Origin of the sequence: Flavobacterium faecale, from assembly GCF_048320115.1 — a bacterium.
Classification (GTDB): domain Bacteria; phylum Bacteroidota; class Bacteroidia; order Flavobacteriales; family Flavobacteriaceae; genus Flavobacterium; species Flavobacterium faecale_A.
The window spans coordinates 3,698,271-3,713,410 of record NZ_CP182943.1 but is presented as its reverse complement, the minus strand read 5'-3'; the positions used below and the strand labels follow the sequence as shown (position 1 = coordinate 3,713,410).

The window sequence follows — 15,140 nt, the reverse complement described above, 5'->3', positions numbered from 1 at the left end:
TTGATTTAACGATTGTATTATTAAGAAATTAATTTGCTTTGAATTGTTTTTCTATATGTTTGATTGTTAATGCTTTTTGGGGAAATATAAAAAAACTACAAAAAAAAGCGTCAAAATAGTTGTGAGTAATGGTATGATGTGTTACATTTGCAACCGCAAAACAAGACACGTTCTTTGAGCTTGGAGAGGTGCCAGAGCGGTAATGGAGCAGATTGCTAATCTGTCGACGAGTAATCGTCGCCAGGGTTCGAGTCCCTGTCTCTCCGCATATTTTTTAAATTAGTATTAATTTAAAATTTGTGTATTGAATTGCTACGGGGTGTAGCGTAGCCCGGTTATCGCGCCTGCTTTGGGAGCAGGAGGCCGCAGGTTCGAATCCTGCCACCCCGACAAAACTTTTCCATAAGTTTTAAAAGAAATGGACGCATAGCTCAGCTGGATAGAGCACCTGCCTTCTAAGCAGGCGGTCGAAGGTTCGAATCCTTCTGCGTTCACGAAAAAAGCCTTGTAATCGACTGATTATAAGGCTTTTTTTATTTGGTTGTCTTTTTTGGTATTAATGGGGAAATAGCAAAAAAGAAATAGCAAAATTTTTATAAAAAAAACTCCCAAGGCTAAATTCATTTAGTTTTGGGAGTTTTTATGTTAATCGGGAGAGCTCTATTTTATTTCTGTCTTGTTTTGAAATGCTTCAATTTCAAAAATTAGTGTCGCATTTGGTGGAATAACGCCGCCAGCACCATTTTCTCCATACGCTAGATTTGAAGGGATGATAGCGATTATTTTTTCTCCAATCGTTAATAATTCCATTGCTTCAGTAAAGCCAGGAATCATGCTGTCTTTTTTGCCCACTTCATAAGGAAAAGGTTGGTATCCGTTTTGAGCGGCACGATTAGGGTTGTGTTGTCCGTAAGCTTTGCTTAATTCTTCGTAGCTCGTATCAAATAAAGTTCCGTCTTCAAAATAACCTGCATAATGAAAGTAAATTGTTGAACCTGCAGCAGGTTTAACTCCGTTTCCTTTGTTGATGACTTTGTAAGATAGTCCGGAAGGAGTAGTTGTAGCTTTTGACTTAATATCATTGATGTATGCCTTTTTAGCAGCAATTACAGGTGCATATTTTTCAAAATAAGCTTTTTTGTCTTCCTCAATTTTAGCAATTGCTTTTTGACGATTCTCTTCGTCAATTAAAGCTTGTTTTTTTCATCCTCGGCTTTGTTGTTAAAGTAGTTTGCAAAAACTTTAGGTGCATCAAACTTTTTTGCTTCTTGACCTACTCTGGTGAAAGTGATTTTGGTAATTATATCGTCCTGAACGATTGCATTCACTACATTCATGCCTTCTGTAACATGGCCAAAAATAGTGTGTTTTTGATTTAACCAAGGGGTTTCTTTATGGGTAATAAAAAATTGGCTTCCGTTGGTTTTTGGACCTGAATTAGCCATCGCTAGAATTCCGCCTTTATCAAAGACTAATTCAGGTGCGAATTCATCTTTGAAACTGTAGCCTGCACTTCCAGCACCTGTTCCTTGAGGGTCTCCACCTTGAATCATGAAGTCATTTATAACTCTATGAAATTTTAAGCCATTGAAAAATGGTTTTCCTTTCAGTTTTTCATCTTTGACAAAAGTATTTGTTCCCTCGGCCAAAGAGATAAAGTTAGCAACAGTAACGGGTGTTTTTTTGTACTCTAATGCAAGCACAATATTTCCCTTAGAAGTGTTGATTGTTGCATAAATACCTTCTGCTGCAATTGGTTTTTTGGCAACCGGTTTAGCTGTAGTTGTTGTTTTAGTGACAACAGCTTTTTTAGTTGTTTGTGCTTGTAGGTTTAATACTCCTAAGAAAACGAGGCATAAAAATTTTAGTTTCATTGTAATGGTTTTATCGTCTTTTGTTTGTTATGGTTGGCTTTCTAATAATTCAATTTCAAAAATAATGTTAGCGTTTGGTGGGATAACATCTCCAGCTCCTCCAGCTCCATAAGCTAAATGAGATGGAATAAATAAAACGGCTTTATCTCCAAAAGACAACTTTTCTAATCCTTCAATGAAACCAGGAATCATGCCATCTTTTCTACCAGCTTGAAAAGGTATTGGAAGATATTGTTTGGCTTCGGCTCTAGCGGGGTCGAATTTCCCAAAAGTTTGTGCTACGTTTTCAATACTGGTGTCAAAAAGTTTTCCATCTTCTAAAAAGCCAGCATAGTGAATGAAAACATCGGTTCCTTTGGCTGGTTTTTTACCACCTGATTTTTTAGTAATAACGTATTTTAATCCTGTTGAGGTTTTGGTAGCTTTTGGTTTTAAAGCGTTAAAATAATTGGTTTTGTCTAATCTAACTTCTTTAAATTTGGCATCATAAGCAGATAATTCCGCTAGTTTTTTCTTTTGATTTTCTGCTTCAACAGAGAAATAATCATAAAAAGTTTTTTCGGCATTGAATTTCTTTGCTGCTTCCCCTTTACGAATAATGGTTATTTTGTTGATGTAATCATTTTGTTCGATCAAATTGACAACGTCCATTCCTTTATCTACTACATGGCCAAAAATTGTATGTTTTCCATCCAACCAAGGCGTTGGAAGGTGCGTAATAAAAAATTGGCTACTGTTTGTTGCGGGACCGTTATTAGCCATTGCCAGTACACCTGCGTCTTCAAAACGCAAATCTGTAATTTCATCTTTGAATTTATAACCAGCATCGCCTGAACCTGTTCCTAAAGGATCACCTGTTTGAATCATAAAATCTTTGATGACACGGTGAAACTTCAAGCCATCGTAAAAAGGTCTGTCTTTAAGATGATTGTTAGTTACAAATTTGTTTTTGCCTTCGGCTAAGGTTACAAAATTAGCCACAGTTATAGGAGCTTTTGTGTAGTTTAGTTCTACTATAATTTCGCCCTTATTGGTTTCTATTTTGGCATATAAACCATCAGGGAGGTTGTTGTTTTCTTCCTTACATGAAAAACATGTAGCTAGTATTAGCAATAAAAATGCGATATTCTTCTTCATTGTTTTGGGTTGTTTTATAAACTGTCTTTTGGGTTTTTAGTATTTTTTTGTTTTTTAGTAGTTGCATTTGCACTGTCGTTAAGTGCATTTTGGATGGCTTGTTGATTGGCCAATTGTTTCGCTTCTATTTCTTTTCGATAAATGTCTTCAGATTTGAAATCTCTTAGATTAACCGTAATTAATAATGGAGTGTTGGAACCAATTTTTTTAGTATCGCCACGGTAACCGTAGGCTTTATGTGAAGGAAATAGAAAGTTTACTTTTTCGCCACGGCGCATTAGTTTGATCCCATCTCTTAATCCAATCAAAACGTCTTGTTTGTCGACATAATAAGTTTGAGGTCTTAATTCAATCTCAGAATAAATGATTTTGCTATTGAGATCTTTGATTTCATAAGTAAAAAATGCAACGTCTCCTTTTTTTGGCGTTATGGTGTCAAGATCGTTTTTAACTTTATAACTGTACCAATACCCTTTGTCCGAAGCATAATACTTAACTTTAGGATCTTTTTTGATGATAGCTTTGATTTGTTCTTCCTCAGTTGCGACCAATTTTTTATTTCTATCGATGGATTTTTTCATAAAAGTCCCCGATGAATGAGAAATAGGACGTCTTACTTCTTGATTGTGTTTACAGCTCATCAATAGTAACGAAAAGATACCACCAATTATAAGTTTATGATTCATGTTCAGTATAGGTTAGTTGTGTTACTATAGTTTCAAATTTTTTGATGGTTTCTTCCATTGAAACAGTTGATTTACCTCCTGCTGCATTGCGATGTCCTCCTCCGTTAAAGTAGTTTCTAGCAAATTGATTGACGTCAAAATCTCCTTGAGAACGGAAAGATATCTTTATGATTTTCTCTTCTTTATTTTCGATAAAAATAGCAGTCAAATGAATGCCTTTGATGCTCAAGCCATAATTTACAATGCCTTCTGTATCACCTTTAATATAATTAAAGTGATCTAATTCATCCTGTGTTAAAGTAGTGTAGGAAGCTTTGTGTTCTTCCAAGACTTTCATGTTTTGTAATGCTCTGCCTAATAATTGCAATCGACTATACGAACTATTGTCAAATAATAAACTCGGAATTTGTGTGTTTGGAACGCCTAAATCAATCAATTCAGCTACAATTCTATGCGTGTTTCCTGTAGTTCCTGGGAATTTGAACGAACCGGAATCGGTTAGAATCCCAGTGTAAATACAAGTTCCAATTGTTACATCAATCGCTTGTTTTTGGTCTAAAAACGAAATAAAATTATAAATCATCTCACAAGTAGAACCAAAAGCAGTATCTGAATATACGTAAGTTGCGTAATCATCTGGTTTTTGATGATGATCAATCATGATAAAAGTCTGTGACAAACTTGCAAGTACTTTCTCCATTTCATCTCCCACACGGTGAAGGGCGTTAAAATCTAGGGTAAAAATTAAGTCGGCCTCGTTTAATATTTGGGTGCAATTATCTTTGTCTTTTTCAAAGACTTTCACGGTTTCTGATCCCGGTAACCAAGCCAAGAAATCAGGAAATTCATTTGGAGTAATTACAACAGGCTCGTGATTGAATTTTAGTAAAAAATGATATAAGGCTAGGGTAGAGCCCATAGCGTCGCCATCAGGTCCTCTATGTGGAATGATAGCAATTTTTTTTGGTGTTGCTAATAAGAGTTTTATCGCTTGAATGTCTTGTATTTTCATAGGTTGCGAATTTACATTTTTTTAATGTAAAACCGAGGGGGATTTTAAAATTAACATGATTTTAAAAGTTAGAAATCTTTAAGATTTTTTCTTTTAAAACGTTGATACAAATGGTATTTGGTGCCTTTTGAGTTTTGAGAACTATAAATGCCGACAGACCCTGAAGCCAAGTAAGCAATTCCACAAGCCAGTGCGATGTAGAACGCGCTTTCTAAACCAAAAAGCTCAATTCCCATAGCGGTACAGGCAATAGGCGTATGTGTGGCACCTGAAAACACGGCGACAAATCCCATTCCTGCTAACAAAGCTATAGGAAGCGGAATAAATAATGACATAGCACTCCCTAAAGTTGCACCTACAAAGAACAAAGGCGTTACTTCTCCTCCTTTAAATCCACAGCCTAAAGTAAAGCCTGTAAATAATATTTTTAATAAGAAGTCATAATTTTCACTTGGGTTTGTAAAGGCATCTACGATTACAGGTACTCCTAGACCAACAAATTTTTGAACCTCTAAAAAATATATGGCTAATGCCAAAATAGCTCCGCCAATAACTGGACGAAGTGGAGGGTAGGAAATGTTCTTTGAAAACAAGCGTCCCCAAAAATGTGTCGTTCTAGAGAAAGTCATTGCTGCTAATCCGAAAAGAACGCTGGCTAATAAGCACCACAGTAGGATACTTCCGTTCCAAACGGGCACTTCGGGAATATTATAATGTGTATGTTTTACTGCCCAAAATTCAACTGTGAAATGAGCTATAAACGCTACAACAAAGGAAAGTATAACGCTCTTGAAATTAATTTTACTGCAGTACAATACTTCAATGGCAAAAATAGCTCCAGCCATCGGTGTTCCAAAGATAGAAGCAAAACCGGCACTAATTCCCATGATAATTAAGGTCCTTCTTTCATAATTGTCAAGGTTGAAAATTACTTTGAATTGGTCGGCAATGGCACCTCCCATTTGAACCGCTGTACCCTCTCGACCAGCAGAACCTCCAAAAAGATGGGTGATTAAAGTCCCTAAAAGGACAAATGGAGCCATTTTGAGCGGAATCACTCTTTGAGGTTGGTCGTATTCTTCTAGTAAGAGGTTATTGCCTTTGACAACTGTTGTGCCATAATAATGATAGCCTAGTCCAATGCCTAATCCACCAATGGGTAGTAGCCAAATAATCCATGAATTTTGCACTCTAATTTGGGTTACCCATTCTAAAGAAACTAGGAAAAATGCTGAGGCTGAACCAGAAAAAAAGCCTATCAAAACACAAATGAAAAACCATTTGAGCAAGATAGGCAGTGTATTGTTGACTTTTTCTAACATTAATTTGTTTTAAAGTAGGAATGCAAGTCTGTAATTAGTTTATTCAGAAACAACTGCAGTTAATTCAATTTCAACTAAATATTCAGGAGCTACTAATTGGTTGATTCCGTAAAAACCAGTTGTAGGTTTGATGTCTTTGAAAAAAGTTGCGTGAGCTGTTGCCACCGCTTCAAAAGTACTTACGTCAGTTGTGAAAATACGCGTACGAATAACATCTTTCATACTTACATTTAGATCTTCCAATACTTTTTCAACTCTTTCTAAGATGTTAAGTGTTTGCGCATGAGCATCATCCGCTTTTACTTTATCACCATCAATGATTGCCACAGTACCCGAAACTTCAATGATGTTTCCAATGCGTACCGCACGACAATATCCCATTTTATCTTCCCAAGGTGAACCAGTAAGTATGTTTTCTCTTTTCATTTGATTTTTTTTAACTTGATTATTAAACTGTTATGTTTTAAAATGTACTTTGGTATATTTTTTGCAATTTATAAAAAAATGTCAAATAAAAAACCGACGATTTCGTTTAATAAAATCACAATACATCCGATGGTTTTTTGGAACACAGATTTGAGAAATTAAAGAAATAAAAAATATTGAAATTGGTTTCCGTAAGGAGAAGTCTATATTTTCTTTGCGAGTAAAACGCCTAAACCAACGCCAAAGAAAAACTATGATTCTATCTGTTTCAAATAAAATAAGGTTTATAAAGTAAAGTTAAAGTAAAGTCCGATACAGTATTTATATGTTGGGAGTTTCTATTTTTGAAAAAAAAATAACGGATTGGGTCATTAATTAAAGTTATGAGACAGCTTCTTTTTATTATTTTTATGTTGGGGATAACCGCCAGAGGTTATTCACAGTTTGAGTTGAATAAAAGTTTTAAAGTTATTCCGCCCAAAGTGACAGTTCCTCCGGTAAAGGCAGATAAAGCCCCTCCAAAAGTGGATAATAAGGATCCATTTGCCGTTATTCCCAAAGTGGATCCTAAAAAGGTAGAGCCTATAACTGAGGATCCTACCTATTCAAACGGAATTGAACCAGAACCTTTTTCGATGGTGGTAAAAAAGAAAGATTTTGACGATCCAGGAGCAGTTGTCATGCAAAAAATGTCCAAAAATCTCGATAAAACCTTGGTTAGAGAAGGATTGAAAGAAGATTCTAGATACCTTGTGAAAATTGACGTCAACTTTGGTGATATTCGTACAAAATCTGAATATTTTGAGATCAAATGCCGTGATTTTGGTCAAATCGATGGTGATTTAATTAAAGCTACCTTGAATTCTCAAGACGTTCGTTCTCGCTTGCTTTTGCAAAATGAATACCAAGTTTTTAGAATATATTTTAAAGAGGGTATCAATATTTTTGAATTGGAAGCATTAAATCGTGGTGCTCTTGGTGGAAACACGGCCGAATTTCAAATCTATGATGATAAAGGAATTTTAGTTCGCTCCGACTTTTGGGAAAACTGGGATACAGGGGTGAAAGGAAAGTTTATTATCGTGAAGGAGTAAGATTTTGTTTCGCAGAGATTATCAAACTAATACACAGAGTTTTGCTAAGTTTTTTTTAACGATATAAGAACATGTAAGGGTTGTTGTACAAACAAACTCGCCAAGTTCATTGCGAGGCACGAAGCAATAATGGTTGCTATGTCTCAATTTGTGTTTTGATTCTGTGTTTTTCTTTTTGTGATTGCTTCGTTCCTCCTAATGACAGCGATGCGTAAACCAAATCCAAATTGTTTTTTATTCTGTAAGGGTTTCAGATCTCTACAAATAAGTCCTATTGATTTAGTGGCATTTTTGAAATTGCTAGAAACCAAAAAGTATGAGATGTATTTAATCTAGAGGAATAGTGTAGCCAAATGCTATCGCTCCCGCGATTTGGTTGACAGTTGGTTGGTAGTAATAAGTAAATGCGATGTCGACATTATGTTTACGACCAACTGCTAGGCCAAGAGTAAATGGGATGTGGCGGATCATTCCACTTTTGCTACTATCTCCTTTAGGAGTAATTGTTTTAAAATTCCCGATTGATGCACCTAAACCCGATTCTAGATAAGGTGCAACATAAGGTATGGGGAAAGTCAATCTACCTTTTCCTCCTATCAACAATGCATTTGCGGTCGATTCGTAAACTGTGGGGTTGTCTTTTATATCTTTTCCATTTGATTTGGTAAATAATACTCCTGCGTATGGTCTCAAGGAGATCCAGTTTGAGAATTTTAAAACGTACTCACCTTGTGCGAAGAAGCCTGAATTTGCAATATCGATATCGTCGTAATAAGGGAAGGTCAATCCATATCCAATAGAAACTGAAAGTTTTTTTTCTTTTATTACTTGTGCATTTATTTGACTAAAGAATAGTGTTGTTACTATTAGTTGGATGATTTTTTTCATTTTTAAAAGAGGTAGTTTTTTTATGCAAGAATAATCATCTTTATTCAATGGTCAAAACATAATTTCAAGTTATTTCTTTCTTTTTTCAATCGTCAAATTTAGCAAAATCTTGCGTGAAGGATAGAGGCGAGCTACCGAAGTAGCGCCGAAAGCCTGACAGCACTATAGAAAGGGGCTGTGTAAGTACAAACTACTTTTAGCCCCTTTTTATAGTGGTGGCGCGCCCAAATCATGCCTTTTATTAGGTTGAAATTAGCTGTTATGTAACAATGAAAAAAAAATAAAATTCCATTTTTACAATCCAAATTTAAAAAGTAATTTTGCGCCCATGCAACACAACGTACTTATTTTAGATTTCGGATCGCAATACACTCAGCTGATTGCGCGTAGAGTTCGCGAATTAAATATATTCTGCGAAATTTTTCCATACAATCATTTTCCAGATGATTTGTCAAGTTATAAAGCAGTAATTCTAGGAGGTAGCCCTTTCTCTGTTCGTGGAGAAGATGCGCCACATCCAGATTTGTCGCAAATACGCGGTAAATTGCCTATGCTTGCCGTGTGTTACGGAGCACAATATTTGTCACACTTTTCAGGAGGCGAAGTTGCTGCATCAAACACCAGAGAATATGGTAGAGCGAACTTGTCGTATATTAAGGAAGGCGAAGTTTTCTTTGAAGGGATTTCGCCAAACAGTCAAGTTTGGATGAGTCATAGTGATAGTATTAAGTCATTACCAACCAATGGTGTGAAATTAGCAAGTACGCATGATGTGGAGTTTGCTGCTTACAAAATTGAAGGTGAAACAACTTATGCTATTCAGTACCACCCAGAGGTTTTTCACTCGACTGAGGGTACAAAAATGTTAGAGAACTTCTTGGTGAAAATTGCCGAAGTACCTCAAAACTTTACACCAAACGCTTTCGTTGAAGAGATTGTAGCTGAAATGAAAGAAAAAATCGGAAACGACAAAGTTGTTTTAGGTCTTTCAGGTGGTGTGGATTCAACAGTAGCAGCCGTTTTATTGAACAAGGCAATTGGGAAAAATCTATACTGTATTTTTGTAAATAACGGCTTGCTTCGTAAAAATGAATTCCAAAGTGTATTGGATCAGTACGAAGGTATGGGCTTGAACGTAAAAGGAGTGGATGCTTCACAACGTTTTTATGATGCTTTAGCAGGAGTTACAGACCCAGAATTAAAAAGAAAAGCCATCGGAAATGCCTTTATTGAGGTTTTTGATGATGAATCACATAAAATTGAAGATGTAACTTGGTTAGCTCAAGGAACTATTTATCCTGATGTAATCGAATCAGTTTCTGTAAAAGGGCCATCAGCTACGATTAAATCACACCACAATGTGGGTGGTTTGCCTGATTATATGAAGTTGAAAATTGTAGAGCCTTTGCGCATGCTTTTCAAAGATGAGGTACGTAGAGTAGGAGCTACTTTAGGAATTGATCCAGAATTATTAGGGAGACATCCTTTTCCAGGGCCAGGTTTGTCAATCCGTATTTTAGGTGATATTACAGCAGAAAAAGTTCAAATCTTACAAGATGTAGATAAGGTTTTTATCGACGGATTGAAATCTTGGGGATTGTATGATAAAGTTTGGCAAGCAGGAGCGATTTTACTTCCTGTGAACAGTGTAGGGGTTATGGGTGATGAGCGTACTTATGAAAAAGTAGTAGCCTTACGTGCAGTAGAATCTACAGACGGAATGACGGCTGACTGGGTACATTTGCCTTATGAATTTTTGATGAAAGTGTCTAACGATATTATCAACAAAGTAAAAGGGGTAAATAGAGTGGTGTATGATATCAGTTCTAAGCCGCCAGCAACTATTGAATGGGAATAAACAACATGAATTTGTTGGAATAATATAAAACGGTATCAGATTTTTGGAATAAAATTTGGTACCGTTTTCTTATCTTTGAAATCATAATTTTTTAAAAATATATAATGAAATACTTTTTCGCCTGTATCCTTAGCTTTTTTTTAGTGGAGCAATCTAGTTTTGCTCAAGAAAAGGCCATTACGCATAGAGTAACTGCAGATGAAACTATTGTTCAAATTGCACAAAAATACCAAGTCACACCTTATGATATTTACCAACTCAATCCAGATGCGCAAAGAGGTTTAAAGGTTAATATGGTTTTATTAATCCCTAATAAAGCGGGCTACAAAGCCAAAATGGAACCTGCTAAAGTTTCCAAGCCTGTGAACTCGCACGAAGTACTACCAAAAGAAACGATGTATGGTATCTGTAAAAAATACGATATTACGGAAGAGGAGTTAAAAAAAGCCAATCCATTTTTAGAAACTGATGGTGTTCAAATAGGGCAAATTCTGGTTATTCCAAGCAAAAATGTAGTGAAGACTATTGTGAAATCTGAGGTGTCAGTGGTATCTGAAAAACCATTATATCATGTTGTTTTACCTAAAGAAACTAAGTATTCCATTGCAAAACAATATGGTTTAACGGTTGAAGAGCTAGAAAAAAGAAACCCTGAGATTATTCCTAATTTAACAATTGGTTATCAGTTATTAATCAAAGGAAGTCGACCAAAAGAAGTAGAGCCTTTGGAAACCGTGGGGGTTACCAAAGTTAATAGTATTATAGCTTCAGCAGTTACAAGGCCTTTACAACAATATACTAATTATGAAGTTAAGCCTCAAGAGACTTTGTACAGCTTGTCTAAAAAGTTTGATTTGAGTCAAGAAGAATTAATTGCACTTAATCCTGACTTGAAAAATGGGGTTGCAATAGGAATGGTATTGCGTACTCCTGCAAATACAATAGCTAATTTTCAAGAGAAAAAGGAATTTGGTTCTTTGTCTAAAATTATTGCAGAGGGAAGAAGAAAAAGATTGGTGTTGTTATTGCCATTTAATATTCCTCATGTTGAAGGAGATACTTTAAATTCTACTGTGGAGCGTTTGAAGAAAGATAAATTTTTGAATATGACCTTGGATTTTTATTCGGGGGCATTGATGGCTATTGATTCTGCAAAAACATTAGGATTGCCTATTGATATTGAGATTTACGATTCTCAAGAGAATAAAAATGGTTCCAATGTTATTTCTATTATTCAAAAAAATCAATTGGAAACAGCTAACGCAATTATTGGCCCTTTTTATCAAAGTAATGCTGAGGTGGCGGCAAAATTATTAGCGGAAACCAATACGCCGGTTATATCACCTTTGTCAAAAGATGTTGGGAATCCTTTTCGCAACTTGTATCAAACCATTCCGTCAACGGACGTGGTGAAAAACACTATGTTTGATTATATGCGTTCCAAAGGCGGAAATATTATGGCGGTAGTAGATAAAAAGAAAATTTCTATTATTAATTATATTAAAGAAAACCAAAAAGGAGTCCCTTTTGTTGCTTTTACAGACAGAGGAGCGGTATCGGTTGAAAGTTTTAAAAGTTTATTGGTTCGAGGAAGAATGAATTATGTGGTGATGGAAACGGCAAATACTTGGATGATAAAAACAACTATTGCTATGATGGTAGGTGTTATGAAGGATTACCAAGTGCAATTAGTTATTTTAGAACCCAATGATACTTTGGATTTTGAGGAAATCAAGTTTGATAATTTGGTAAAATTAAAATTAATGTATCCTTCAGTAACGCGTGAAAATGTAAGTCCTGAGGCTATGGTATTTGATAAAAACTATAAAAAAATCAACAATATTTACCCTGGAACTTATGCTACACGTGGATTTGATGTTATGTTTGATACTATGATGCGATTGGTTCAGGATGTTAAATTTGAAGAAACTGTCAATTCGGTAGCGACCAAACAAATCGATAATCAGTTTGAATATTACCGAAAACCAGATGGAGGCTATACTAATAAAGGAGTTTTTGTCTTGTATTACGATTCGGATTTAACCATTAAAGAAGCAAAATAATGACCTCAAAAGTGACCTATATAGGGGATTTAAGAACCTCGTCTATTCATTTACAATCGGGTACTGAAATCATTTCAGATGCACCATTAGATAACAATGGAAAAGGAGAAGCTTTTTCTCCAACCGATACAGTAGCTAATGCTTTGGCAAGTTGTATGTTTACCATTATGGGAATCAAAGCAAGGGACCTTCAAGTAGATCTGGCTAATTCTACAGCTTCTGTGAATAAAATTATGAAAGCAGAGCCAAGGATGATTGCGGCTATCGAAATTGACTTTGAAATGAATGTTGCAGTTGATGAAAAAACAAAAACGATATTAGAAAGAGCAGCGATGACTTGCCCTGTTTTTTTGACTTTGCATCCCGATATTGAGAAGAAGATTAGTTTTAATTGGAAGTGATTTTTTTAGAACACAGATTGGTGAAATAAAAAGTAATCAAAATTAAATCTCATAATCTATTTGAAAGGTTGATATAAGTCTTTCTATTTTAAGAAAAAAAATAAACACATAGCGCTATAGGAAAGAAGAGATTGATAGTTTAATAAATTGAATTCATATAGCGTTATCTTCGCATGCTGGTGTAAAAACTTGGTATAATTGTACTCTTCTGCAAGTAAAATGCCTAAAATAAGTACATAGAAAAGTCTATGAATCTTTGTGTTTCAAAAAAAAAACTAGATTCCCTTTTTAGATATTAATAGAATCAGAAATAAAAAAAAAATAGCGTATCTCTGCTTTTTACTTTGAGAATCTCTGCGAAACTAAGAAAATGGATAAAAATCAAGAACAACTCATCAAATTAGCGCATACCAAGATGCCATTTGGCAAATACGAAGGGCGTTATTTGATTGATTTACCAGAGTATTATGTGGTATGGTACCACAACAAAGGATTTCCAAAAGGAGAATTAGGGCTACAGTTACAATTGATTTATGAATTAAAATTGAACGGTCTAGAGGAATTGATACGAAATATTAAAAAAAGATACCCAAAAGCTAGATAATTAGTTAAATAAACAGCGGTTTTTAATGTAAAAAACAATCTGTTCTGCAATTGTCAAATTTACAAATTATCTCTTTTTTAAATTAGTATAATCCCAATTTATAATCGTATTTTTGCATCGTTTTTTATACAATTCAATACAAATCAATACAGCATGAATCAAACGAAATATATTTTTGTTACAGGTGGTGTGACTTCTTCATTAGGAAAAGGAATTATTGCAGCATCATTAGCAAAATTGTTACAAGCCAGAGGATATCGTACAACAATTCAAAAGTTTGACCCTTATTTGAACGTGGATCCAGGGACACTAAACCCATACGAACACGGGGAATGTTATGTGACTGATGATGGTGCTGAAACTGATTTAGATTTAGGGCACTACGAGCGCTTCTTGAATGTTCCTACTTCTCAAGCGAATAACGTTACTACAGGAAGAATCTATCTTTCGGTAATTGAAAAAGAAAGAAGAGGAGAATTCCTTGGAAAAACCGTTCAGGTTGTTCCTCATATCACCAATGAAATTAAAGATAGAATGCAATTGCTTGGTAAGTCAGGTGATTATGATATTGTTATTACTGAAATTGGTGGAACTGTTGGTGATATTGAATCTTTGCCATATATTGAATCAGTACGTCAATTGGTTTGGGATATGGGAGAAAATAATGCTATTGTTATTCATTTGACTTTAGTACCTTATTTGGCCGCTGCGGGAGAGTTGAAAACAAAACCGACACAACACTCTGTAAAAGCATTGATGGAAAGCGGTATCAAAGCAGATATCTTAGTATGTAGAACGGAGCATGAAATTTCGAATGAAATTCGTAATAAACTAGCTTTGTTTTGTAATGTAAAAAGAGAAGCGGTAATTCAATCTATTGATGCTTCTACAATATATGAAGTTCCAAATTTAATGCTTGAAGAAGGATTGGATATAGTGGCTTTGAAGAAATTAGATTTACCTAAAAAAGCTGCTCCAGACTTGAAATCATGGAATACTTTCTTGAAAAGAATTAAATCTCCAAAACATACAGTCAACATTGGTTTGATTGGGAAATATGTTGAAATGCAAGACTGTTATAAGTCTATTTTGGAGGCTTTTATCCACTCTGGTGCGGCCAACGAAACGAAAGTAAATGTAATTTCAATTCATTCAGAATATATTGATGATGAATCAGTTGCAGAAAAATTTAAGGATTTAGATGGTATTCTTGTAGCTCCTGGTTTTGGAGAAAGAGGAATCGAAGGAAAAATCGCTGCAGTACGTTATGCTCGTGAGAATAAACTGCCATTTTTTGGAATCTGTTTAGGAATGCAAATGTCTGTGATTGAGTATTCAAGGAATGTATTAGGATTAGCAGAAGCCAATTCGACAGAAATGAATAGTGATACTCCTGATCCAGTGGTGAACTTGATGGAAAGTCAAAAGAATGTTACTGATAAAGGTGGGACAATGCGTTTGGGAGCATGGAAATGTGAAATTAAACCAAACAGTTTAGCATACAAAATCTACGGAGATACAGTGATTTCTGAGCGTCACCGTCACCGTTATGAATTTAATAATGAATATCTTGATGTTTTGCAAAATGGAGGTTTAAAAGCTTCAGGAGTTAATCCAGATACGGGATTAGTTGAAATTGTAGAGATTGAAGATCATCCGTTCTTTATAGGAGTGCAATACCATCCAGAATACAAGAGTACGGTGGTAAATCCACATCCTCTTTTTGTAAACTTCGTTGCAGCAGCAGTACAATCTAAAAAGAAATAATTACCCAG

The 15,140-nt window shown here is 35.2% G+C and carries 14 protein-coding genes and 3 tRNA genes; 9 read left to right on the top strand and 8 right to left on the bottom strand.

Annotated features, from left to right (window positions below):
* Positions 1-182: 182 nt before the first annotated feature.
* The 3 genes from ACNH59_RS15395 (at position 183) to ACNH59_RS15385 (ending at position 494) form a co-directional block, all read left to right on the top strand.
* A tRNA-Ser gene (locus ACNH59_RS15395) sits at positions 183-266 on the top strand.
* 49 nt (positions 267-315) lie between these two features.
* Positions 316-390 (top strand) — tRNA-Pro (locus tag ACNH59_RS15390).
* A gap of 30 nt (positions 391-420) precedes the next feature.
* Positions 421-494: transfer RNA gene (locus tag ACNH59_RS15385), tRNA-Arg, on the top strand.
* Between the two features lie 166 nt (positions 495-660).
* On the opposite strand, the gene ACNH59_RS15380 is transcribed toward ACNH59_RS15385, so the two are convergent.
* The 7 genes from ACNH59_RS15380 to ACNH59_RS15350 all read right to left on the bottom strand — a co-directional run bounded on the left by ACNH59_RS15380 (position 661) and on the right by ACNH59_RS15350 (position 6,457).
* Positions 661-987: an FKBP-type peptidyl-prolyl cis-trans isomerase gene (locus tag ACNH59_RS15380; protein ID WP_418264907.1), complete on the bottom strand. Its 327-nt coding sequence runs from the start codon at positions 985-987 to the stop codon at positions 661-663.
* A gap of 200 nt (positions 988-1,187) precedes the next feature.
* Positions 1,188-1,874 carry a peptidylprolyl isomerase gene (locus tag ACNH59_RS15375; protein ID WP_418263399.1) on the bottom strand — a complete coding sequence of 229 codons (687 nt, stop codon included), beginning with the start codon at positions 1,872-1,874 and terminating at the stop codon, positions 1,188-1,190.
* 27 nt (positions 1,875-1,901) lie between these two features.
* Positions 1,902-3,011 carry a peptidylprolyl isomerase gene (locus ACNH59_RS15370; RefSeq protein WP_418263398.1) on the bottom strand — a complete coding sequence of 370 codons (1,110 nt, stop codon included), beginning with the start codon at positions 3,009-3,011 and terminating at the stop codon, positions 1,902-1,904.
* Between the two features lie 14 nt (positions 3,012-3,025).
* Positions 3,026-3,697 (bottom strand): gliding motility-associated peptidyl-prolyl isomerase GldI, encoded by a 672-nt coding sequence (gene gldI / locus ACNH59_RS15365; protein WP_418263397.1) that lies wholly within the window; start codon positions 3,695-3,697, stop codon positions 3,026-3,028.
* The gene (locus ACNH59_RS15360; protein ID WP_418263396.1) at positions 3,687-4,709 is read right to left on the bottom strand and encodes a DHH family phosphoesterase; all 1,023 of its coding nucleotides are present in this window, start codon (positions 4,707-4,709) and stop codon (positions 3,687-3,689) included. The genes gldI and ACNH59_RS15360 overlap by 11 nt, the downstream gene beginning before the upstream one ends.
* A 68-nt stretch (positions 4,710-4,777) precedes the next feature.
* Complete coding sequence (locus ACNH59_RS15355; RefSeq protein ID WP_418263395.1) at positions 4,778-6,031, bottom strand: chloride channel protein; 1,254 nt, start codon at positions 6,029-6,031, stop codon at positions 4,778-4,780.
* A gap of 39 nt (positions 6,032-6,070) precedes the next feature.
* Positions 6,071-6,457: a RidA family protein gene (locus ACNH59_RS15350; RefSeq protein ID WP_418263394.1), complete on the bottom strand. Its 387-nt coding sequence runs from the start codon at positions 6,455-6,457 to the stop codon at positions 6,071-6,073.
* 383 nt (positions 6,458-6,840) lie between these two features.
* Here ACNH59_RS15350 and ACNH59_RS15345 point away from each other — a divergent pair, with 383 nt between their 5' ends.
* Entirely contained in the window at positions 6,841-7,551 is a 711-nt protein-coding gene (locus tag ACNH59_RS15345; RefSeq protein WP_418263393.1) for a hypothetical protein, read from the top strand.
* 327 nt (positions 7,552-7,878) lie between these two features.
* Here the strand turns inward: ACNH59_RS15345 and ACNH59_RS15340 are convergent, their stop codons facing one another.
* Complete coding sequence (locus tag ACNH59_RS15340; RefSeq protein ID WP_418263392.1) at positions 7,879-8,439, bottom strand: hypothetical protein; 561 nt, start codon at positions 8,437-8,439, stop codon at positions 7,879-7,881.
* Positions 8,440-8,767: 328 nt separating this feature from the next.
* Here ACNH59_RS15340 and guaA point away from each other — a divergent pair, with 328 nt between their 5' ends.
* The 5 genes from guaA to ACNH59_RS15315 all read left to right on the top strand — a co-directional run bounded on the left by guaA (position 8,768) and on the right by ACNH59_RS15315 (position 15,132).
* Positions 8,768-10,297, top strand: a complete 1,530-nt coding sequence (gene guaA / locus ACNH59_RS15335) for a glutamine-hydrolyzing GMP synthase (RefSeq protein ID WP_418263391.1) — start codon at positions 8,768-8,770, stop codon at positions 10,295-10,297.
* 104 nt (positions 10,298-10,401) lie between these two features.
* The gene (locus ACNH59_RS15330; protein WP_418263390.1) at positions 10,402-12,360 is read left to right on the top strand and encodes a PBP1 and LysM peptidoglycan-binding domain-containing protein; all 1,959 of its coding nucleotides are present in this window, start codon (positions 10,402-10,404) and stop codon (positions 12,358-12,360) included.
* The gene (locus ACNH59_RS15325) at positions 12,360-12,761 is read left to right on the top strand and encodes an OsmC family protein (RefSeq protein WP_418263389.1); all 402 of its coding nucleotides are present in this window, start codon (positions 12,360-12,362) and stop codon (positions 12,759-12,761) included. Before ACNH59_RS15330 ends, ACNH59_RS15325 begins: the two co-directional genes overlap by 1 nt.
* A 370-nt stretch (positions 12,762-13,131) precedes the next feature.
* Positions 13,132-13,365: a DUF3820 family protein gene (locus tag ACNH59_RS15320; RefSeq protein WP_418263388.1), complete on the top strand. Its 234-nt coding sequence runs from the start codon at positions 13,132-13,134 to the stop codon at positions 13,363-13,365.
* 153 nt (positions 13,366-13,518) lie between these two features.
* A complete protein-coding gene (locus ACNH59_RS15315) occupies positions 13,519-15,132 on the top strand; it encodes a CTP synthase (protein ID WP_418263387.1) in 1,614 nt (537 codons plus the stop codon).
* Positions 15,133-15,140 lie beyond the last annotated feature (8 nt).